The sequence below is a fragment of the Polynucleobacter necessarius genome, from assembly GCF_900096765.1.
Classification (GTDB): domain Bacteria; phylum Pseudomonadota; class Gammaproteobacteria; order Burkholderiales; family Burkholderiaceae; genus Polynucleobacter; species Polynucleobacter necessarius_F.
Map to the genome: position 1 here is coordinate 169,182 of NZ_LT615228.1, position 19,953 is coordinate 189,134.

The following is a 19,953-nucleotide window of genomic DNA, read 5'->3' on the forward strand; positions in this document are numbered from 1 at the left end:
CAGGGCATCTTCCCCTGAAAGCATCAGAGTAAAGCGGCTTGTAGAGTCCTTGGAGGGGGTGCCATTTTTCATCATCCCCCTAATTTTAGGTGGCATTTGACTATTCCATCGGTTTGTCCCAGCAATTGTCTAAACTGTCGTTATGTTGAGACTTCCTATAGAGCTAGAAATTGGCTTGCGATACACCCGTTCCAAGCGCCGCAAGGCGGTGGGTAAGCGCGACGGTTTCCTTTCATTTATCTCCGGAATATCTACCGCCGGCATTGCTTTGGGAGTTGCTTCTCTGATTGTGGTGTTATCGGTCATGAATGGTTTCCAAAAGGAAGTACGCGATCGCATGCTGTCTGTGCTCTCCCATGTAGAAATCACATCCCCTGATGGCTTACCTAATTGGCAACCGCTTGCTTTACAGGTTGCGGCGCAGCCACATGTAGTTGGTGTTGCGCCCATCGTCAGTTCCCAAGGATTACTCGCTCGTGACAATGTCATGCGAGGCGTTTCTATTCGCGGCATTTTGCCAAGCGAAGAGGGCAAGGTATCCGATCTTCCAAAGCAATTTATCGCTGGAAGCATCAATGATCTTCAGCCTGGAAGTTTTGGGGTTGCCTTGGGTGCACAGCTTGCAGCTATCGTTGGCGCTCATGTCGGTGATCGCATTAATTTGATAGTTCCTGAAAGTGATTTAACGCCTGCTGGTGCAATGCCCCGCATGCGTACCTTGCAAGTGGTGGGTATTGTTGATAGCGGTCATTATGAATATGATAGTTCGCTAGCCATCATGCATTGGAAAGACGCTGCAGCTTTGTTGCGCCTTTATGATCCTTCTGGCCTGCGTGTCAAAGTAGATGATATGCAACGTGCTCCTGAGGTTGCGAATGAGTTGGCAGCCGTTGTGCCACAGGCTTTATGGGTTAGTGATTGGTCCCGATCAAACCGCAATTGGTTTGCTGCGGTTCAAACCGAAAAGAAGATGATGTTCATCATCCTTACTTTAATTATTGCAGTGGCAGCATTCAATTTAGTCTCAACTCTCGTGATGACGGTGAATGAAAAGCAAGCGGATATTGCTATTTTGAGAACAATGGGGGCGAGCCCGGGATTGATTCAACGCATTTTCTTAGTGCAGGGTCTTGCTATTGGGTTGCTGGGTTCGCTCGCTGGTGTTGGACTGGGTTTATTAATCGCCTTAAACATTGATGTCATCGTTCCTACGATTGAAGCTATATTTCGAGTCAGATTCTTGCCTCGTGAGGTGTATTTCATTAGCGAATTGCCGTCTGACGTTCGCTTGGGTGATGTTATGACCGTGGGTCTGATGGCATTTGGCTTATCAGTGCTTGCCACTTCATATCCAAGTCGTCGTGCAGCGAAGGTTCAGCCTGCGGAGGCTTTGCGCTATGAGTAATCAAAGTACCAATCACGTATTAGTTGCTAGAGGTCTAGCTAAGACTTATGGCCAGGGCTCAACAGCAGTTGAAGTCCTCAAAGCAGTTGATTTAGATGTTGCTCCATCCGAGAAGTTGGCGATCGTCGGCTCTTCAGGCTCAGGTAAGAGCACCTTGCTGCATCTTTTAGGTGGCTTGGATACCCCAACTGCTGGTTCAGTTGATTTAGCAGGATTAAGACTCAATCAATTGCCTGTTACTAAGCTTGACCGTTTGCGCAATGAGAGTCTTGGCTTCATCTATCAGTTTCATCATCTCTTGGATGAATTTAGCGCTGTGGAAAACGTGGCCTTACTGTTGCGTATTCGTGGTTTAGGTAATGATGAATCCATGGAGCGCGCAAGCAAGATGCTCAAAGCAGTTGGTCTTGCAAAGCGCGAATTACATACCCCAGCGGAGTTATCGGGAGGGGAGCGTCAGCGTGTTGCTGTTGCTAGGGCTTTGGTAGGTAACCCAGCATGCGTACTAGCAGATGAGCCTACCGGCAATCTCGATACTGAGACAGCTGATAGTGTTTTTGATCTCATGCTAGATATTGCTCGTGAACAAGGTACGGCCTTTGTGATCGTGACTCATGACCCGGTGCGCGCTAAACGTTGTGATCGCATTTTGCACTTAGAGCGCGGAGTATTAAAGACCTTTTCACAGTGACTATGAGGAATCAGAGTCCGATGTGGATGGATACTCACTGTCACTTGGATGCGCCCGAGTTCTCCAGCTCGCTGCTATCTATCATTTCGGCTGCAAAAGAAAAAAATGTGCAAGCTATCTTGCTGCCCGCAGTAAAAGTAGCAGATATTTTGCATGTCAAAGATCTTGCTAGCGAATATGGCAATCAGATTCCTGGTCTGGTTTATACCCTCGGCATTCATCCCTTGTATACCAATCAAGCCCAAGAGTCAGATATTGACCTTTTAGATAAAAAGATTGAAGCCTCTTTAAATGACCTTCGTTTTGTTGGCGTTGGAGAAATTGGCCTGGATTACTTTGTTGAAGGTTTGGATCTGCGTCGGCAAGAATATTATTTTCATGCGCAATTAGATTTGGCACAAAAATATCAGTTGCCAGTTGTTTTGCATGTACGTCGTTCACAAGATGCGATTCTCAAGGCATTACGGCAACGCAATATCCCAGGTGGAATAGCCCACGCCTTTAATGGCAGCTTCCAGCAGGCAGAGCAGTTTATTGACTTAGGATTTAAGTTGGGATTTGGTGGGGCTGCAACGTATGGGCGGGCTTTGCAAATTCGTCGACTGCTAAAAGATCTTCCGCTGGACAGTATTGTTACTGAAACAGATGCGCCTGATATTCCACCTGCTTGGTTGCGGGAGGAGGGCATTGCATTGAATGAGCCATCTTTTTTGCCCCGTATAGCTGAGCAGTTAGCCCAAATTCGTGGAATTAGTCGCTCTGACTTTGCATCAGCAGTTTGGCAAAATGCGATGCAAGCTTTGCCTCGCTGGCAATCGCTCTGTGCTAGCGATATAACCCCAAGCCAAAACTCCTAAATCATTGCGCATAGCAATTGCGGCTTTTATCGCCGGGGGATCGCTCCTGTTCTTTTTGCCGCAGTTGCCAATCAATTGGATGTGGGTGAGTGGTTGTATCGGTGCAATATGCTTAACCCTCCTAATCCATCTATCTCCAGGCACCCTAGTTAAGCAAGTCTTGGTAGGCATTTTCTTATTTAATCTGGGTTTTGCTTGGAATGCAGCTTATACCGAACGCCGTCTTGCAAATCTATTGGCCCCAGAATTGGAGGGTAAGCCATTAACTATTATTGGTAGAGTGGCTGCTCTTCCTCAGGGTAGCTCTTTTGGCGCTAAGTTTGCATTTGAGCTTGATGAAGTTTTTTTAGGCAAAGAGAAATTAGCTCAGTTTCCAAGAAAAATCTATTTAAGTTGGCAACCTGCATGGCGAAATACGCAAGAAATTCCCGAGATTGTTCCGGGTCAGCGATGGAAATTCAAAACCAAATTAAAGCGGCCATACGGATCTCTCAATCCGCATACTTTTGATTTTGAACGCTGGTCCTTTCATCAAAACTATGGTGCGAGCGGTTCTGTTCAAGCTGGAGAGTTATTGAATCCTGGGGATATTGGTTTTACTGAGTTTGAACTGCGCATGGAATTAGCCCGATGGTCGCTTCGCCGAAAAATCAAATCGCTGTTACCTGAGAATGCTCGTTATGTTGGTGTGATGATTGCTTTGGTCATGGGCGATCAAAATGCCATTGATCAAGAGGATTGGCGCGTTTTTAACGCAACTGGAATAGGGCATCTCATTTCCATATCGGGTTTGCATGTCACGATGTTAGCTGGTGTTGGCGCAATGCTTGCGGCAGGTTTTTGGCGACGTCGTCACTGGCCTATTCTGATTCCTGTTAGTAAGTTTGCTGCAGCCGCTGGGTTTTTGACTGCGTTTATTTATGCATGGTTAGCGGGATTTCAGATTCCAGCCCAAAGAACTATGTATATGGTTGGAGTCGTTGCATTTGCGCTGTGGACTGGCCGAAATCCAAGATCATTTGATATTTGGTGGTGGGCTTTGGCATTTGTTTTGATTATTGATCCAATGGCGCCGTATACCCCGGGCTTTTGGCTTTCCTTTGGGGCGGTTGCTGCCATTCTGTATGCAATGGGGGATTCTGCTGGGCTACTAGGAATCCCCACCGGCAAGGAGTTGGATGTTGATTGGTGTCAGAGGATTAAGCAGGCTCTACGTGAAGCGTGTCGTGTTCAAGCGGTTGTCACTATTTCGCTATTGCCTTTTACTTTATTTTGGTTTTATCAAACATCTGTTGTGTCACCACTAGCAAATGCATTGGCAATTCCATTGGTAAGTTATGTCGTTACCCCACTTGCCATTGCAGGTGCTTTACTACCGGATTTTATTGGGCGCTTGTTGCTGACTCTTGCTCATGACTCAATGCAATATCTAGCCCTTGTCTTGGAATGGATGGCTGGTTGGAGTTGGGCGGTGATATGGTCTAGCCAGCCTGCTTGGTGGGTGATAGTAATTTCATGTATCGGCATTGTCTATTCCATTCGACCCGGGGTAATGCTGGATGATTGGTTCAAAAGACTGATTGCATTATTTCCCTTGGCGATCATGTTCATGCCAGCGTTTGGTTCAACAGCCAAGTCACTTAACTCAGGTGAGTTTAGGGCGACTATTTTGGATATTGGGCAAGGTACAGCGGTGTTAATTGAGACAGCGCATAAGAAATTGCTTTATGACACTGGTCCCATCCAAGGAAAAAAAGATGATGCAGGTAAACGCATCATTCTTCCTTATTTGCAAGGTAGAGGAATTGATCACATTGATCGAATGGTAATTAGCCATAGTGATAGCGATCATGTTGGCGGAGCTGTATCTTTGATACAGAATCTCCAATTTGATTCTATGATGGGGTCTTTGCCTACTCACAATTTTCTGTTAGAGAATTTACGAGCAAGAAAAATTCCAAGCATACCTTGTCGCTATGGGCAGAGCTGGAGCTGGGATGGAGTAGATTTCTTTGTCTGGCATCCACATGAAGAAACGTTATTTCAATCTGAATACCCGATGAAGCCAAATGAAATGAGTTGTGTGCTGGAGGTGCGGAATCAGCAGTCATCTCTATGGCTTACTGGTGATGTTGAAAGACTGGGGGAGGAAGAAATCATCGGCCGCCTTGATCAAGATGCTCTTCATGAAATCAGAGATAGAGAATTAATTTTGATGGCGCCACACCATGGCAGTAAGACTTCCTCATCTCAAGAGTTGTTATTTAGATTGAGCCCTAATTTTGCATTTGCGCAAAACGGATATCGCAATCGTTACGGACATCCGCATCCATCGGTAACTTCTCGGTATGAGAGCTTACATATCCCTTTTTATCAAACCCCTAAAACAGGTGCACAAATATGGACATTTAGAGCAAATGAAAAATCATCGACTCAATTTTGGCGACATGATATAAAACGTATATGGCACCGAAGTGCTGATTACTAATTCATCAATCTAATGATGTTGGTAACGAGAGGATTTGAAAATGAATAAGTTATTAACCCTTACTGCATTAACTACGGCAGTTCTTGTGGGTTGTGCGGGTGCTGATGTCCGGCCGATCGTAGATATGAAAGGCGTGAATGAGTCTGCGTATGAAAAAGATTTGCAGGAATGTCAGGCATACGCAAAAGATCAATCGGGCATGGGTTCAACAGCAGCTAAAGGTGCTGGGGCTGGTGCAGTAGTTGGCGGTCTTTTGGGGCTGGTCACCGGTGGAAATGCATCTGGTATTGCTCAGGCGGCTGGTGCGGGCGCTGTTATTGGCGGAGCAGGCGGCGCTTTTTCGGGAAATCAGTCCCAAGAGGCTGTAGTGAAGAGATGTTTGAGTGGCAGGGGTTACAGGGTTTTAAATTAACCCCCCAAGCAAGATGCGGGCAAAGACTAGGTGATCAAACTTTTTTTGATTGCCTAAAAAGCAAAAAGCCCTTAAAAATTGAGGGCTTAGAACAGAATTACTGGTTGCGGGGGCAGGATTTGAACCTACGACCTTCGGGTTATGAGCCCGACGAGCTGCCAGACTGCTCCACCCCGCGTCTCTGTCTCTGTCTGAATTCCGAAATTCTACCATTTTTTGGGGCTCTCTGTCGAGGTTTTCCTGCAAATAACGCTTAAATAGGCGGTTTTTTGCCATTTGACTGGCATTTATAGGGAGTAATATATTGCCTATTGCCACGCAATAACCCGCTAGGATCGATATATGTCTGTCAGTAATCCGGAGTTTTCTGAATCATCACTCTTAAGGCCGGTGGAGATTTCTCGCGAAGGTCATTCCCATAAAAAAAAGGGGGCTTCAATTGCGCTCATGTTTGCTGCCATTGGTGTGGTCTTTGGTGATATTGGCACCAGCCCACTGTATGCCCTTAAAGAATGTTTTAGCCCTGATCATGGCATTCCATTTTCTGCGGATGCTGTATATGGCGTTATCTCCATGGTGTTCTGGGCTTTTGCGATTGTAGTGTCGCTGAAATACGTATTGTTTGTGATGAGAGCAAACAATCATGGTGAGGGTGGTATTTTGGCTCTGATGGCACTTGCCTTGAGAACAGCGCCCACTGGTTCCAAGAGATCTTTATTAATCATCATGGCTGGCGTCTTTGGCGCATGCATGTTTTATGGTGATGCAATTATTACCCCGGCCATTTCGGTTCTTTCAGCGGTCGAGGGGTTAGAGGTAATCTCCCCAGATCTGACTCGTTATGTGATGCCGATCACAATTTTGATATTGGTTATCTTGTTTTTCATTCAAAAAACAGGAACTGATGTTGTGGGTAAGTTGTTTGGGCCCATCATGGTGATTTGGTTTGTTGTTATTGGTTTAATGGGTTTGCATCAGGTGGTTCAGAACCCAGCTATTTTTGGTGCGGTTAATCCCATGCACGCTATTCGTTTTATGGATGAGCATGCCCTACAAGGCTTTATTGTTCTAGGTGCCGTATTTTTAGTATTGACAGGAGCCGAAGCCTTATATGCTGATATGGGCCACTTTGGAATTAAACCAATTCGTATGGGTTGGTTTTTTATCGTGATGCCATGCTTGCTGTTGAATTATTTTGGCCAGGGTGCCATGTTCTTGAATAATCCAGAAACGATTAATAATCCCTTTTTCTTGATGGTTCCCGAGGGCTTCGTCTTTCCCTTGGTTATATTGGCTACTGCTGCCACAGTGATTGCTTCTCAGGCTGTCATTTCTGGTGCGTTCTCAATGACCAGTCAGGCCATCTTGCTCGGTTTTGTGCCACGTATGAAAGTGCGCCATACCTCTGATCGTGAGATTGGTCAGATTTATATGCCTTTCGTTAATTGGATGCTGTTGATTTTGGTAGTTGCTGTGGTGTTGGCGTTTAAGAAATCAGAAAACTTGGCCGCTGCATACGGCATTGCTGTAACTACCACGATGATTGTGACTACTTTCTTGGCTGCCATTGTGATGCGGGTTGTTTGGCATTGGAGTCGTTTGCTGGTGACCTTGTTGATTGGTGCTTTTTTGGCTGTTGACCTCGCCTTTTTGACCGCTAATCTTTTGAAAATCATGGAGGGCGGTTGGTTTCCTTTGCTGCTTGGCTCTGCCTGCTTTTTATTGCTCATGACTTGGTATCAGGGTCGCAAATTGCTGCGTCAAAACGCCGTCAATAATGGTATTGAACTCAAGGGCTTTATTGAAGCTTTAATGCAGCACCCACCTCATCGCGTAGAAGGTACGGCCATATTTTTAACTGCCCACGTCGATTATGTGCCGGTTTCTTTTTTTCATAACCTCAAGCACAACCATGTGCTGCATGAGAGAGTCTTTTTCCTCAAGGTCAGCATTTGGGATGTTCCTTATGTAAAGGATGAAGAGCGCATTACTTTCCGTGATCTCGGAAATGGCGTTTATGTGGTGCGTGCCGTATACGGCTTTAATGAAACGCCAGACATGGGTCAGATCATCGAACTATTACAGAAGGCGTCTGATTTGAAGTTTGACATGATGAACACTTCTTTCTTCCTTTCTCGAGACACGATTATTTCAACCGAGATTCCAGGGATGGCTATGTGGCGTGAGCGCATATTCTGTTGGATGTATCAAAATGCTGGTCGTCAATCTGACTTCTTCAAAATTCCAGCCAATCGATTAGTGGAATTAGGTGCGAAAGTCGAGATTTGAGAAAAGAACTTTGTCTTCGTGCGAAAATATTCGCAGGAATATTTTTATTGCTCAGTGCTTTCAGTGGGATTGTTTCGGCAACTCCTGCTGAGCAGGCTGAGTTAGATCAATTAAACAAAATTGAACAAGAGTTAGAGCTTCAGCGGGACTGGGCCAAGTATCGCTGGAATAAGGCGTTAACTGACTGCTACCAAAATTATTGGGTCAATAATTGTTTAAGTAATGCGAGAACTCAGTATCGTAAAGAAATTGATCCGATTACCGAGCAAGAACGCGCATTGCATGAAGTTCAGCGTGGCTTGCGAAAAAGTCTAAAAGATCAGGAGGATGTTAAGCGTGCGGCTGAGCGTGCATCACCTGAAAAAGCGGCTGAGCGTGCTAAAAATCAAAGTGACTTTGAAGAAAAGCAAAAAGCAGCAGCTGCTAGAGCGGCAGACCTGGAGCAGCGTCGCAAGGACGCGCCTAAGCGTGCTCAAGAAAATAAAGCTGGCACTCAGCTTGATTAATATACTCAATAATTTAATACTGAGATAGCTCTTGGCTAAAGTTAAAACGGTTTATATCTGCCAGTCCTGTGGCGGAACATCTGCTAAGTGGCAAGGGCAGTGCCCATCTTGTCAAGCCTGGAATACGATGGAAGAGGGTCTTCCAGAGACTATCTCCAACTCTCGTTTTCAGGGTCTGGCGCAATCTTTACCAAGACAAAAATTATCTGCGATTAGCGCCGAAGATTTGCCGCGCTTTAGTACGGGTGTTGAAGAGTTTGATCGCGTATTGGGTGGCGGTCTTGTTCCTGGTGGAGTAGTTTTGCTTGGTGGCGATCCGGGTATTGGTAAATCTACATTACTTCTACAAGCGCTTGCAGAGATGAGTACTGCCGGCATGAATGTTCTTTATAGCAGCGGCGAAGAATCTGCGGCACAAATTGCTCTGCGTGCTAAACGTATTGCGCTAGATGCGCCTCAGCTTGAAGTTCTAGCTGAAATCCAGCTGGAAAAACTGATTTCGATAATGGATACCGTTAAGCCTCAGGTTCTAGTAGTTGATTCGATTCAAACCTTGTACTCTGAGGTGTTAAGTTCTGCACCCGGATCAGTTGCCCAGGTGCGAGAGTGTGCGGCGCAGTTAACCCGTGCTGCCAAAGCCAGCGGTATTTGCGTATTGATGGTGGGTCATGTGACCAAAGATGGTCATTTGGCTGGGCCGCGCGTTTTAGAACATATTGTTGATACGGTTCTCTATTTTGAGGGGGATACCCACTCCTCTTTCCGTTTGGTGCGTTCCATTAAGAATCGTTTTGGAGCTGTCAATGAATTGGGCGTATTTGCGATGACCGAAAAAGGTCTTCGAGGAGTCACCAATCCATCGGCTATCTTTTTATCTCAGCACGAGCAGATGGTTCCGGGCGCGTGCGTGCTCGTGACTCAAGAGGGAAGCAGGCCATTATTGGTTGAGATTCAGGCTCTGGTGGATACTGCGCATGTTCCCAATCCACGGCGCCTCGCTGTTGGCTTAGAGCAGGCTCGCTTAGCAATGCTTTTAGCGGTTCTACACCGCCATGCTGGAGTCGCTTGTTTTGATCAAGATGTGTTTTTAAATGCGGTTGGTGGCGTCAAGATCTCCGAGCCAGCCGCTGACCTTGCCGTACTATTAGCGATTCAGTCATCGATTCGTAATCGTGCATTACCAAAAGAATTGATTGTGTTTGGTGAGGTTGGCTTAGCTGGTGAGATTCGTCCATGCCCAAGAGGCCAGGAGCGCTTAAAGGAGGCTGCCAAGTTGGGATTTACTGTAGCTATTATTCCAAAAGCCAATGCGCCTAAGACAAAAATCCCAGGACTCAAAGTCATCTCCGTTGAGCGCATCGATCAAGCAATCGCTGCAGCGGCAGAGTTGAGCTAAATTTTTTATCTCAAGTCTTCTGCTTGTATCAGCAGCACTTGCTCTTCCCCTGCGGATACTTCCATCCAGATTGCCGGTATTTGTGGAAACGCTTTTTTAAAGTTTTCGTACTCGTTGCCGATTTCTAATAATAGAGCACCACGTTCAGAGAGGTAATCTGGAGCATGGGCAATGATTTTGCGGATTATGTCCATGCCATCATCACCTCCCGCCAAAGCTAGAATAGGTTCGGCATGATATTCCGGTGACAGCGAGCTCATGGAGTGAGCGTTAACGTAGGGTGGATTGCAAATAATGAGGTCAAATAGATTTTCTTCATTGGGCTCTGGTAATGCCTCCCATAGATCACCATCAAGCAATTCTACTTGAGAGCTTAGTCCATGACGATCAACGTTACGAGCTGCAACTGCCAGCGCAGGCATGCTGATGTCGCATGCGCTCACGTGAATATCGGGGCATGACAGTGCGAGTAAGATTGCTAATGAGCCATTGCCTGTACATAAGTCGAGGGCTTTGCCATCAGCAGGTAGCCAAGGTTCTAATGAACCATCAACAATTAATTCAGCAATCCATGAACGCGGAACAATGCTTTGCTCGCTACAGAAAAATGGCACACCCATTAACCATGCTTCGCCCAAAATGTAGGCGAGTGGTTTACGAGAGCTTATTCTGGTTTGCGCTATGGCTATAGCTTGTTGATGCTGGTGATCGGATATTGAATCTTCCAAATGGTCGAGTGTTTCGGCGGGACTGAGATCGAGTTGCTTACTGACAATCCACAAAGCTTCGCTGTGCGCATCAATTGCGCCATGCCCATAATATAAATCGGCTGCATCTAGTTTTTGTGCAACTTCATCGATGCACTGATTGACGGTAAAGGCTTGAGAAGGCTCAGGGTCCATGATGGATTGGGTATGGTTTGATGAAATCGGTGGGCAGAATCTTAAGCAATCAATTGCTCAAGTGTATTGCGATAAATGTTTTTGAGTGGCTCAACGTCGTCAACGATCACGCACTCATCAATTTTGTGACTAGTAGCATTCAATGGCCCGAATTCCACAACTTCTTTGCAGATTTTGGCAATAAAGCGACCATCACTAGTGCCGCCAGTAGTCGATAGTTCTGTATCTATTTGTGTTTCAGCCTTGATCGATTGGCGCAGAGCACCTGCTAAGTCACCATCGCCAGTGATAAAGGGGTTGCCACCTAAAACCCAATCAATCTCAAAATCTAAACCAGCATTTTTCAAAATGGTTTCAAGACGCTCGCGCAATTGCTCTGGCTTGCTCTCTGTGGAGAAGCGAAAATTAAAGTCAATCGTGAGTTCGCCAGGAATCACATTGTTGGCACCAGTACCAGCATGAATATTCGAGATTTGAAAGCTAGTGGGCTGGAAGTATTGATTGCCTTTATCCCATTCTGTCTGTACCAAGGAAGCAATTGCGGGTGCAGATAAATGAATCGGATTTTTGCCCAGATGTGGATAGGCAATATGCGCCTGAATTCCTTTGATTCTGAGTTTTCCGGATAAAGATCCACGACGACCATTTTTGATCATGTCACCTAAGCGATCGACGGAAGTAGGTTCGCCAATGACGCAGTAATCCAAGCGCTGACCATGCTTTTGAAGGCGCTCACACATGATTAAGGTACCATCGTTCGCTGGACCTTCCTCATCGCTAGTGATTAAAAAAGCAATAGAGCCTTGATGATCTGGATGGCTGGCGATGAATTCTTCGGTGGCTACTACGAAGCCTGCTAATGAGGTCTTCATATCTGCAGCGCCGCGGCCATAAAGCATGCCATCACGAATCGTCGGTGTGAATGGATTGCTTGTCCACTTTTCTAGAGGGCCAGTTGGCACTACATCAGTGTGACCGGCGAACATGAGTACTTTGCCTTGGTCACCTGCAGAACCTTTTTTAATGGCCCAGAGATTGGTTACCTGAAAATTCTCAGGCCCACTAATAACACTCTCAGTATGAAAACCAATTGCCTGAAGCCTTTTTGCAATCAGATCTTGGCAGCCACCATCAGCCGGAGTAACGGAATGACAGGCTATGAGAGCTTTAGTTAGCTCAAGGGTGGCACTCATGATTTATGTTTTGTCTTAGTCGCGCAGCAGTTCGTTGATGGCAGTTTTTGCTCTAGTTTGAGCATCTACTTTTTTCACAATGATTGCAGCATACAAACTGTATTTACCGCACGCAGATGGAAGCGAGCCTGGAACTACCACTGAGCCAGCTGGAACTCGGCCGTAATGTACTTCACCAGTTTCACGATCGTAAATTTTGGTACTTTGACCGATGTATACGCCCATAGATAAAACAGCGTTTTCTTCAATCACTACGCCCTCCACAACCTCAGAACGGGCGCCAATGAAACAGTTATCTTCAATGATTACTGGACCAGCTTGAATTGGCTCGAGAACCCCGCCAATACCTACGCCGCCAGAAAGGTGAACATTTTTACCAATTTGTGCGCAAGAACCCACGGTTGCCCAAGTATCAACCATGGTGCCTTCACCTACATAGGCACCAATATTGACGTAGGAAGGCATTAAAACAGCGTTTTTGCCGATAAATGAGCCGCGGCGAGCTACAGCAGGGGGAACCACACGGAATCCACCTGCTGCAAAGTCAGCTGCGGTGTAATTCTCAAACTTACTTGGAACCTTGTCGTAGAACTGGGTATAGCCCCCAGCGCTCATTGGCTGGTTGTCCTCAAGGCGGAAAGAAAGCAAAACAGCCTTCTTAACCCATTGATTTACTTCCCACTTGCCAACGCTCTGGCGCTCTGCAACTCGAATAGTGCCAGCATTTAAGCCTTCTAAGACTGCATTTACAGCGTTTCTGATATCCCCAGGGACACTGTTTGGTGAGAGGTCTGCGCGGTTTTCCCAGGCTTGTTCAATGATGCTTTGTGGTGATTGGCTCATGCTTTTATGTTAACTATAAGATTGTTAAGGGATTTTGTCCCTGAAGGTAGATTTATCATTGTATCGATGGGGCAAAAACGCGTCTAAGGAGCCCCAAGCTTGCTATCATCTTCCCACTTTAGCTGTAAATTTTTTACCTTCTTATTTGAACCCTTTTTTCCCTGCAAAGTACGTCCCTGCAAAGTACGCCGTGCAACTGAAATCCATCAAACTTTCCGGCTTTAAGTCGTTCGTTGACCCAACTCACTTTGAAATGCCCGGCCAATTAATTGGCGTGGTGGGACCTAACGGTTGCGGAAAGTCGAACATTATTGACGCTGTTCGTTGGGTTTTGGGTGAATCTCGCGCTAGTGAGTTGCGTGGTGAATCCATGCAGGACGTTATTTTTAATGGTTCAGGTTTGCGCAAGCCATCTGGACGTGCCAGTGTAGAGCTCATTTTTGACAATTCAGAGGGTCGTGCACAAGGTCAGTGGAGTGCCTTTACTGAATTGGGTATTAAACGTGTTCTCACGCGTGATGGAAATTCTAGTTACTACGTCAACAATCAAGTAGTACGTCGCAAGGATATTCAAGATATTTTCTTGGGCACTGGTATGGGTCCAAGAGGTTACGCCATTATTGGTCAAGGTACGATCAATCGCATCTTAGAAGCGAAGCCTGAAGAGTTGCGGGTATTTCTGGAAGAAGCGGCTGGTGTCTCTAAATATAAAGAGCGTCGTAAAGAGACTGCAGCACGCTTAGAAGATACTGTAGAGAACTTAACGCGCGTTGAAGATATTCTGCGTGAGCTTGACCAACAGTTAACCCGCTTAGAAAAACAAGCTACGGTTGCTGAGCGTCATGCCGAGCTTTCAGCGCAAATGAAATCACAACAACAATTATTGTGGTTTGTGCGTCAGACTGAGGCTGGTAAAGAGCAGGAGCGTCATGCCAATGGTATTCGTGATACCCAGGTCAACCTGGAAGAGCAGACTGCAAAGCTGCGCCATGCTGAGTCAGAGCTTGAAACTATGCGTACTCAACAGTATGCTTTGCAAGACAAAGTTTCTGAAGCTCAAGGTGAGTTGTATCAAACCAATTCTGAAGTGAGCCAGGTTGAATCTCAGATTCATTATGTGCAAGAAGCGCGTCAACGTCTGCAACAACAAACTCAAGATCTGCAAGCTCAATTACAACGTTGGACGGTGCAAGAAACAGATGCTGCTCAAGCGCAACGTACTGCTGAATATGAGCTCAGCGAGGCTTCAGAAAAAGAACAAGCGTTGCTCATTGAATTGAATGGTTTGCAAGAGCAGATGCCTGCTCGCGAAGAAGATTATCAGTCTGCTACTCGCGACCTTAATCAAGCGCGTGATACACTAGCCTCTATTGACCAACGTTTGGCAAGTTTGGGTGAGCGTATTCGTGCAATGTCTGCGCAGTCAGATGAGCTCAAAGGTCGCGAGTCACGTTTGATTAATGAGCTTGATGGGATGCGAAGACCAGATGCAGAGGCATTGCAAATGGCTAACGATCGTCATGTGATGGCGCAACGTAAAGTTGAGGAAGCTAAGCAGCGCGCAGGCGAGACTCAGCAACGCGTTCCCGCTGCTGATGAGGCCCGTAATGCTGCTCAACAAAAGATTCAGACTGCTAATCAAGATTTGGCACAAACCGAAGCAAAATTAACTGCTTTGGCTGCCTTGCAGGCAAGCGTACAAGCTCAAGGCAAGATTGGCCCATGGCTTGAAAGCAAAGGCCTAAAAGAGAGCAAACGCCTTTGGCAAGAGCTAAAGGTAGAGAGTGGTTGGGAAGCAGCGCTGGAGTCTGTGTTGCGTGAGCGTTTGGCTGCAGTAACTGCAAAGAGTGTTCAAGAAACTTTAGCTTTGGCTAATGATGCTCCGCCAAGCCGCTTAGCCATTCTATTAACTGAAGAAATTACCCCTGCGCATACGTCAGCGCCAGCGGATTTCACTCCATTGCTCAGCCGCGTACAAAGTGCGGGCGCGGCAAGACTGACATTTGTATTGCAAGAGTGGTTAGACAATATCTATATTGCCTCTAGTCTCGAAGATGCTTTGCATCGTCGTGAAAAATTACCGGCTGGCGGTGCGTTTGTTACTCAACAAGGCTATTTAGTTAGTCGTGTTGGTGTTCAGTTGTATGCGGCTGACTCTGAGCAAGCAGGCATGTTGGCTCGCGCGCAAGAGATGGAAAGCTTGGAAAAGCAATTGCGCGCACAACAACTCATGCAAAGCGAATTGCAGGGTGAGTTAGACCAATGTGTTGCTAATTACCAAGCCGCTCATCAAGCAGCTGAGCAAGCGCGTTTGAATGCTGAGCATGCTGTTCAAGAAGCCCATGGTTTTGAAGTAGAGAGAATGCAGTTGACTCAAGCTGAAGAGCAATACAGTCAACGTGCCGCACAGATTCAGGGTGAGCTTGCCGAGTTGCGTCAGCAAAGTGAGCAACTGACTCAGACTCAAGAGCAGGCCACAAGAGAGCTGCAAGAATCAGAAGATTCCAAGCAAGGTTTGCAAGAGGCTTTGGCATTAGCTCAAGAAAAATTAGAGCTGGCTACTCAAGAGCGCGATCGCTTGCGTGAGTCATTGCGCGTTGCTGAAATGGCAGCCCAAGAAGCAGCATTTGCGACACGCTCATTGCAGCAACGTATTGCCGATTTGCAGCGCGATCAGAGTACGGCTCGCACTCAAATCATGGAAATTCAAGATAAGTATGATCTGGCAACTCAAGAGCTTGAGACTCTGAGTGACGAAGAAGCGCAAGATAAGTTGCAAGGTTTATTATTGGCTCGTAGTGCTAAAGAGGCTGCTCTCGCAAACGCTCGTACCGAACAAGATGCGCTGTTACATCAATTACGAGAAGCTGATGAGGCTCGTATGCAGGTTGAGCGTAGCTTGCAGCCAATGCGTGACAAGGTTGTTGATTTGCAATTACGTGAACAAGCTGCTCGTTTGAATTATGAGCAATTTGCTACTTTGTTGGCTGATGCTGAAGCTGATCTCACAGCGCTGGAAGCAAACTTTAGCCCCGACCTGAAAGTGGGCGCACTGCAAACTGAAGTTAATCGCTTGAATACTGAGATTCAGTCTTTAGGTCCAGTTAATATGGCTGCCTTGGATGAATTGGCTAGCTCACGTGAACGTAAGCAATTCTTAGATGCGCAATCTGCCGATTTGAATGAGGCAATGCAGACCCTGACTGATGCGATTGCGAAGATTGATGCAGAAACTCGCGATCTCTTGCAGGGCACCTTTGATCAAGTGAACGGCCACTTTGGAAAACTCTTCCCTGAGTTATTCGGCGGTGGTCATGCTGAGCTGGTAATGACTGGTGAAGAGATTTTAGATTCCGGTGTTCAGGTAATGGCTCAGCCTCCAGGCAAGAAGAACAGCAGTATCTACTTGCTCTCGGGTGGTGAAAAGGCTTTAACTGCAATTGCATTGGTCTTTTCACTCTTCCTTTTAAATCCAGCACCATTCTGCTTACTCGATGAGGTCGATGCACCATTAGATGATGCAAATACCTTGCGCTACGCTCAGCTAGTTGCCAAAATGTCAGATAAGACCCAGTTTTTATTTATCTCACACAACAAGATCACTATGGAAATTGCTCATCAGTTGATTGGTGTCACCATGCAAGAGCAGGGCGTCTCCCGCATTGTTGCGGTGGATATTTCATCGGCTGTATCGATGGTGGAGGCTGCTTAAGTGTACGTAGAACAAATCATGACGATGTTGGGTTTGTCTGATTTGCAATTTGCACTTGCTGCTATCGGTTTATTAATACTAGTGTTAGTGGCGGTAATGAATATTCGATATTCACGTGCTCGTCGCAAGGCAGTTGAGCAAAGTGAGTCCACCGCTTCGGATCGCTTTGGTCGCGAACCCAGTTTTGGTACAGGGTTTGCTGATAGCGATACGGCCGATCGCATTGAGCCAGGTTTTTCTCCTGCCGTAGTTGCAACCCCTGCCATTCCAGAAAAATTTGTGATTGACCCACGTATTGATTGCGTCATCACATTGCGTTTTGATGAAAGCATCAGCGGCACAGAAATCCTGAATGAGCTTAAAGATTGGGCTGATATTCAAGGTCAATCCGGTGCGCGTTGGATATGTGAAGGTCTTAACGCTGATGCAGACTCTGCAGAGGAATGGGAAGAGTTAAGACCTGAGGCTTCTTACTCTGAGCTGCAATTGGCCATTCAATTAGCAAGTCGTCGTGGTGCAATTGGTGTGTTAGAGCTCTCGGATTTCTGCTCGCGTGCCCAAGCTTTAGCTGATACTTTGGGTTCGCAGATTGATATGCTTAGCGTCAATACGATGCTCGATAGCGCGAAAGAGTTGGACGCGATGGCAGCTGAAAGCGATATTCAGCTCAGCATTAATGTTTCATTTGATGAACCATGCCCTTGGGGAAATTTTGATGCCTTAATGCGTCAACGCGGCTTTCGCTTGGCTCGCAATGGTCGTCACTATGAATTCTGTAGCAACGGCGAATTGATTTTTGTAAGTGCCGATTTAGATCCCAATAAGGCAGTAAGCCAGTTGACTTTGCTTTTAGAGGTTCCTTTGATTAATCAAGAAGAGCGCGCATTTGAAAGAATGTTGGCTGAGGGTGTTGAAATTGCGCATACTGGGCACGGTCGATTGGTCGATGACAACGGTATTAATCTCAGTGGAGCTGCGATTATTAGTATCCGTCAACATCTAGATACTCTTTATGCCAATCTTGAGAAATTTGGTGTTCCAGCTGGATCTTCTACAGCTAGCAGATTATTTAGCTAGGAAATTGCTTTGTCGTCTAATGGCCCGATAAATTTAGCGGAGCGTTATGCCTTCTTGCAGGGTGAGTTAGCCCGTCTCGAGCATGCTTACTATGTTTTAGATAACCCACTTTTGCCCGATATTGAGTACGATCGCTTGTATCGCGAGTTACTCGATATTGAGGCGGCCCATCCAGAATGGATCACTCCAGAGTCGCTCTCGCAAAGAGTGGGTGGTGCAGCCCTTAAAGAATTTGACTCCGTTGAGCATACTGTTCCCATGCTCTCCTTGAATAATGCATTTGAAGATGCGGAGCTGATTGCATTTGATCGACGTTGCCGCGAAGCGCTCCATGCTGATCATGTCACTTACGCTGGCGAATTGAAGTTTGACGGTTTAGCGATTTCATTGCGTTATGAAAATGGCTCTTTAGTAAGAGCAGCTACAAGGGGTGATGGTGCTAGCGGCGAGGACGTAACGGCAAATATCAAGACTATTCGATCAATTCCCTTGAAGCTGACAGGAAAAAATATTCCGCAAGTACTGGAGGTCCGCGGAGAAGTCTTTATGTACTTAAAAGATTTTGAGAAGATGAATCGACAGGCGGCTGAGCAGGGAGAGAAGGAGTTTGCCAACCCTCGTAATGCAGCGGCAGGAAGTTTGCGTCAACTTGATTTCAAGATCACCGCTAAAAGACCACTATCTTTCTTTGCTTATGGATTAGGTGCATTAGAGCCCCAGTCCTGGTTGCCCAAAACTCATGAAGAGCTGCTCAACACTTATGCACAGTTGGGGTTACCGGTTTGTTCAGAGCGCAGAGTTCTGCACTCTGTAGAAGAAATCCTCGCCTTCTATAACGAGATCGGTGCTAAGCGTGATTCTTTGCCTTATGACATTGATGGCGTTGTTTATAAGGTCAATTCATTTGCTGAGCAGGCTAAGTTGGGATTTGTATCGCGAGCTCCTCGATTTGCGCTGGCGCACAAATATCCCGCTCAAGAAGCACTAACAACAGTTTTAGGCATCGATGTACAAGTAGGGCGCACTGGCGCTATTACTCCAGTTGCACGGCTCTCTCCCGTTGAGGTCGGCGGGGTTACTGTCACCAATGCCACGCTTCATAACGAAGATGAAGTTAAGCGCAAAGATGTCCGTATTGGCGATACAGTATCGGTTCGCAGAGCTGGTGATGTGATCCCTGAGGTGGTCTCTGTGATCAAAGATCGCCGTCCAGCAGATGCTAAAGAATTTGTCATGCCAACCCGCTGTCCGGTATGTGAATCGCATATCGAGCGACTGGCTGATGAGGCGGTGGCGCGTTGTGGTGGTGGTTTGTTCTGCGGAGCACAGCGCAAGCAGGCCTTGATACATTTTGCACAGAGACGCGCTTTAGATATTGAAGGTCTTGGTGAAAAGATTGTCGACCAATTGGTGGATCAAAATTTAGTCAGAACCCCAGCAGACCTTTATCGCTTGGGTTTTACTGCACTTGCTAATTTGGAGCGCATGGGGGAAAAGTCTGCTGATAATTTGATTCAGGCGATTAATCAATCCCGCAATACCACTTTAGCTAGATTTATTTTTGCACTAGGTATTCGCCATGTTGGAGAAACTACGGCTAAAGACTTAGCAAATCACTATCAAACTATGCATGCCTTGATGGATGCCAGCATGGATGATTTACTGACGGTGAAAGATGTAGGCCCAGTAGTCGCTGACTCCATCACAAGTTTTATGCAAGAAGCCCATAACCGCGAAGTCATTGAGCAATTGCTTGCTTCGGGAATGCAGCTTGCTGTGGAAGAGAAAAATATTAGCGCAGCTGTCTCCGGAAAAACCTTTGTGCTTACGGGAACTTTTCCTACCATGACCCGCAATGAAGCTAAAGATCTGCTAGAAAAGGCCGGCGCTAAAGTGGCCGGTTCAGTTTCTAAGAAAACAGACTATGTTGTTGCTGGAGCAGATGCTGGAAGTAAGCTGACCAAAGCAGAAGAATTGGGTGTGCCTATCATCGATGAGGCTGGGATGTTAGTGCTGTTGAAGTGAGCTAGAGGCTACAAACTAGCTCTAGCTTCCTCTGGTTTTATTTCGTTGAGATTAGGCGCCAGAAAGAGTAGCCTCGATAAGGATTTTCTAGTCGGTTAGTTAATTGAAAACTACCCTTGGGTAGTTTTTGTATGAGTAGGATATTTCTTATAGTATT

14 protein-coding genes and 1 tRNA gene are annotated in these 19,953 nt (G+C 46.3%); 11 read left to right on the forward strand and 4 right to left on the reverse strand.

The annotated features are described in order from the left end of the window. The first annotated feature begins 142 nt into the window (after positions 1-142). From DXE33_RS00935 to DXE33_RS00955, 5 genes are read left to right on the forward strand one after another with little or no spacing between them, the layout of a single operon-like run. Positions 143-1,405, forward strand: a complete 1,263-nt coding sequence (locus DXE33_RS00935) for a lipoprotein-releasing ABC transporter permease subunit (protein ID WP_114638246.1) — start codon at positions 143-145, stop codon at positions 1,403-1,405. Then, positions 1,398-2,096, forward strand: a complete 699-nt coding sequence (locus DXE33_RS00940) for an ABC transporter ATP-binding protein (protein ID WP_114638247.1) — start codon at positions 1,398-1,400, stop codon at positions 2,094-2,096. Before DXE33_RS00935 ends, DXE33_RS00940 begins: the two co-directional genes overlap by 8 nt. Before the next feature lie 20 nt (positions 2,097-2,116). Next, positions 2,117-2,953: a TatD family hydrolase gene (locus DXE33_RS00945; RefSeq protein WP_114638248.1), complete on the forward strand. Its 837-nt coding sequence runs from the start codon at positions 2,117-2,119 to the stop codon at positions 2,951-2,953. 55 nt (positions 2,954-3,008) lie between these two features. Further along, positions 3,009-5,441 carry a DNA internalization-related competence protein ComEC/Rec2 gene (locus tag DXE33_RS00950; protein ID WP_231970277.1) on the forward strand — a complete coding sequence of 811 codons (2,433 nt, stop codon included), beginning with the start codon at positions 3,009-3,011 and terminating at the stop codon, positions 5,439-5,441. Positions 5,442-5,481: 40 nt separating this feature from the next. Continuing rightward, complete coding sequence (locus DXE33_RS00955) at positions 5,482-5,853, forward strand: glycine zipper family protein (protein WP_114638249.1); 372 nt, start codon at positions 5,482-5,484, stop codon at positions 5,851-5,853. Positions 5,854-5,954: 101 nt separating this feature from the next. On the opposite strand, the gene DXE33_RS00960 is transcribed toward DXE33_RS00955, so the two are convergent. Beyond that, positions 5,955-6,031 (reverse strand) — tRNA-Met (locus DXE33_RS00960). Between the two features lie 269 nt (positions 6,032-6,300). On the opposite strand from DXE33_RS00960, the gene DXE33_RS00965 reads away from it, so the two are divergent. From DXE33_RS00965 to radA, 3 genes are read left to right on the forward strand one after another with little or no spacing between them, the layout of a single operon-like run. After that, positions 6,301-8,142 carry a potassium transporter Kup gene (locus DXE33_RS00965; protein WP_114639677.1) on the forward strand — a complete coding sequence of 614 codons (1,842 nt, stop codon included), beginning with the start codon at positions 6,301-6,303 and terminating at the stop codon, positions 8,140-8,142. Positions 8,143-8,189: 47 nt separating this feature from the next. After that, on the forward strand, positions 8,190-8,648 hold the full coding sequence (locus DXE33_RS00970; RefSeq protein WP_231970278.1) for a hypothetical protein: 459 nt from the start codon (positions 8,190-8,192) through the stop codon (positions 8,646-8,648). 31 nt (positions 8,649-8,679) lie between these two features. After that, on the forward strand, positions 8,680-10,044 hold the full coding sequence (gene radA / locus DXE33_RS00975) for a DNA repair protein RadA (protein ID WP_114638251.1): 1,365 nt from the start codon (positions 8,680-8,682) through the stop codon (positions 10,042-10,044). A 5-nt stretch (positions 10,045-10,049) separates the two neighbouring features. Here radA and prmB read toward each other — a convergent pair whose 3' ends face one another. The 3 genes from prmB to dapD are packed head-to-tail and all read right to left on the reverse strand — an operon-like array spanning position 10,050 to position 12,982. After that, complete coding sequence (gene prmB / locus DXE33_RS00980) at positions 10,050-10,946, reverse strand: 50S ribosomal protein L3 N(5)-glutamine methyltransferase (RefSeq protein WP_114638252.1); 897 nt, start codon at positions 10,944-10,946, stop codon at positions 10,050-10,052. Positions 10,947-10,987: 41 nt separating this feature from the next. Beyond that, positions 10,988-12,139 carry a succinyl-diaminopimelate desuccinylase gene (gene dapE, locus DXE33_RS00985; protein WP_114638253.1) on the reverse strand — a complete coding sequence of 384 codons (1,152 nt, stop codon included), beginning with the start codon at positions 12,137-12,139 and terminating at the stop codon, positions 10,988-10,990. A gap of 15 nt (positions 12,140-12,154) precedes the next feature. Then, a complete protein-coding gene (gene dapD / locus DXE33_RS00990; protein WP_114638254.1) occupies positions 12,155-12,982 on the reverse strand; it encodes a 2,3,4,5-tetrahydropyridine-2,6-dicarboxylate N-succinyltransferase in 828 nt (275 codons plus the stop codon). A 190-nt stretch (positions 12,983-13,172) separates the two neighbouring features. Between dapD and smc the strand changes: the two genes are divergently transcribed. The 3 genes from smc to ligA are packed head-to-tail and all read left to right on the forward strand — an operon-like array spanning position 13,173 to position 19,796. Then, on the forward strand, positions 13,173-16,694 hold the full coding sequence (gene smc / locus DXE33_RS00995; RefSeq protein ID WP_114639678.1) for a chromosome segregation protein SMC: 3,522 nt from the start codon (positions 13,173-13,175) through the stop codon (positions 16,692-16,694). Continuing rightward, complete coding sequence (locus DXE33_RS01000; protein ID WP_231970279.1) at positions 16,695-17,771, forward strand: cell division protein ZipA C-terminal FtsZ-binding domain-containing protein; 1,077 nt, start codon at positions 16,695-16,697, stop codon at positions 17,769-17,771. It abuts the gene before it with no gap. Positions 17,772-17,780: 9 nt separating this feature from the next. Then, a complete protein-coding gene (gene ligA / locus DXE33_RS01005; RefSeq protein ID WP_114638255.1) occupies positions 17,781-19,796 on the forward strand; it encodes an NAD-dependent DNA ligase LigA in 2,016 nt (671 codons plus the stop codon). The last annotated feature ends 157 nt before the right edge of the window (positions 19,797-19,953 follow it).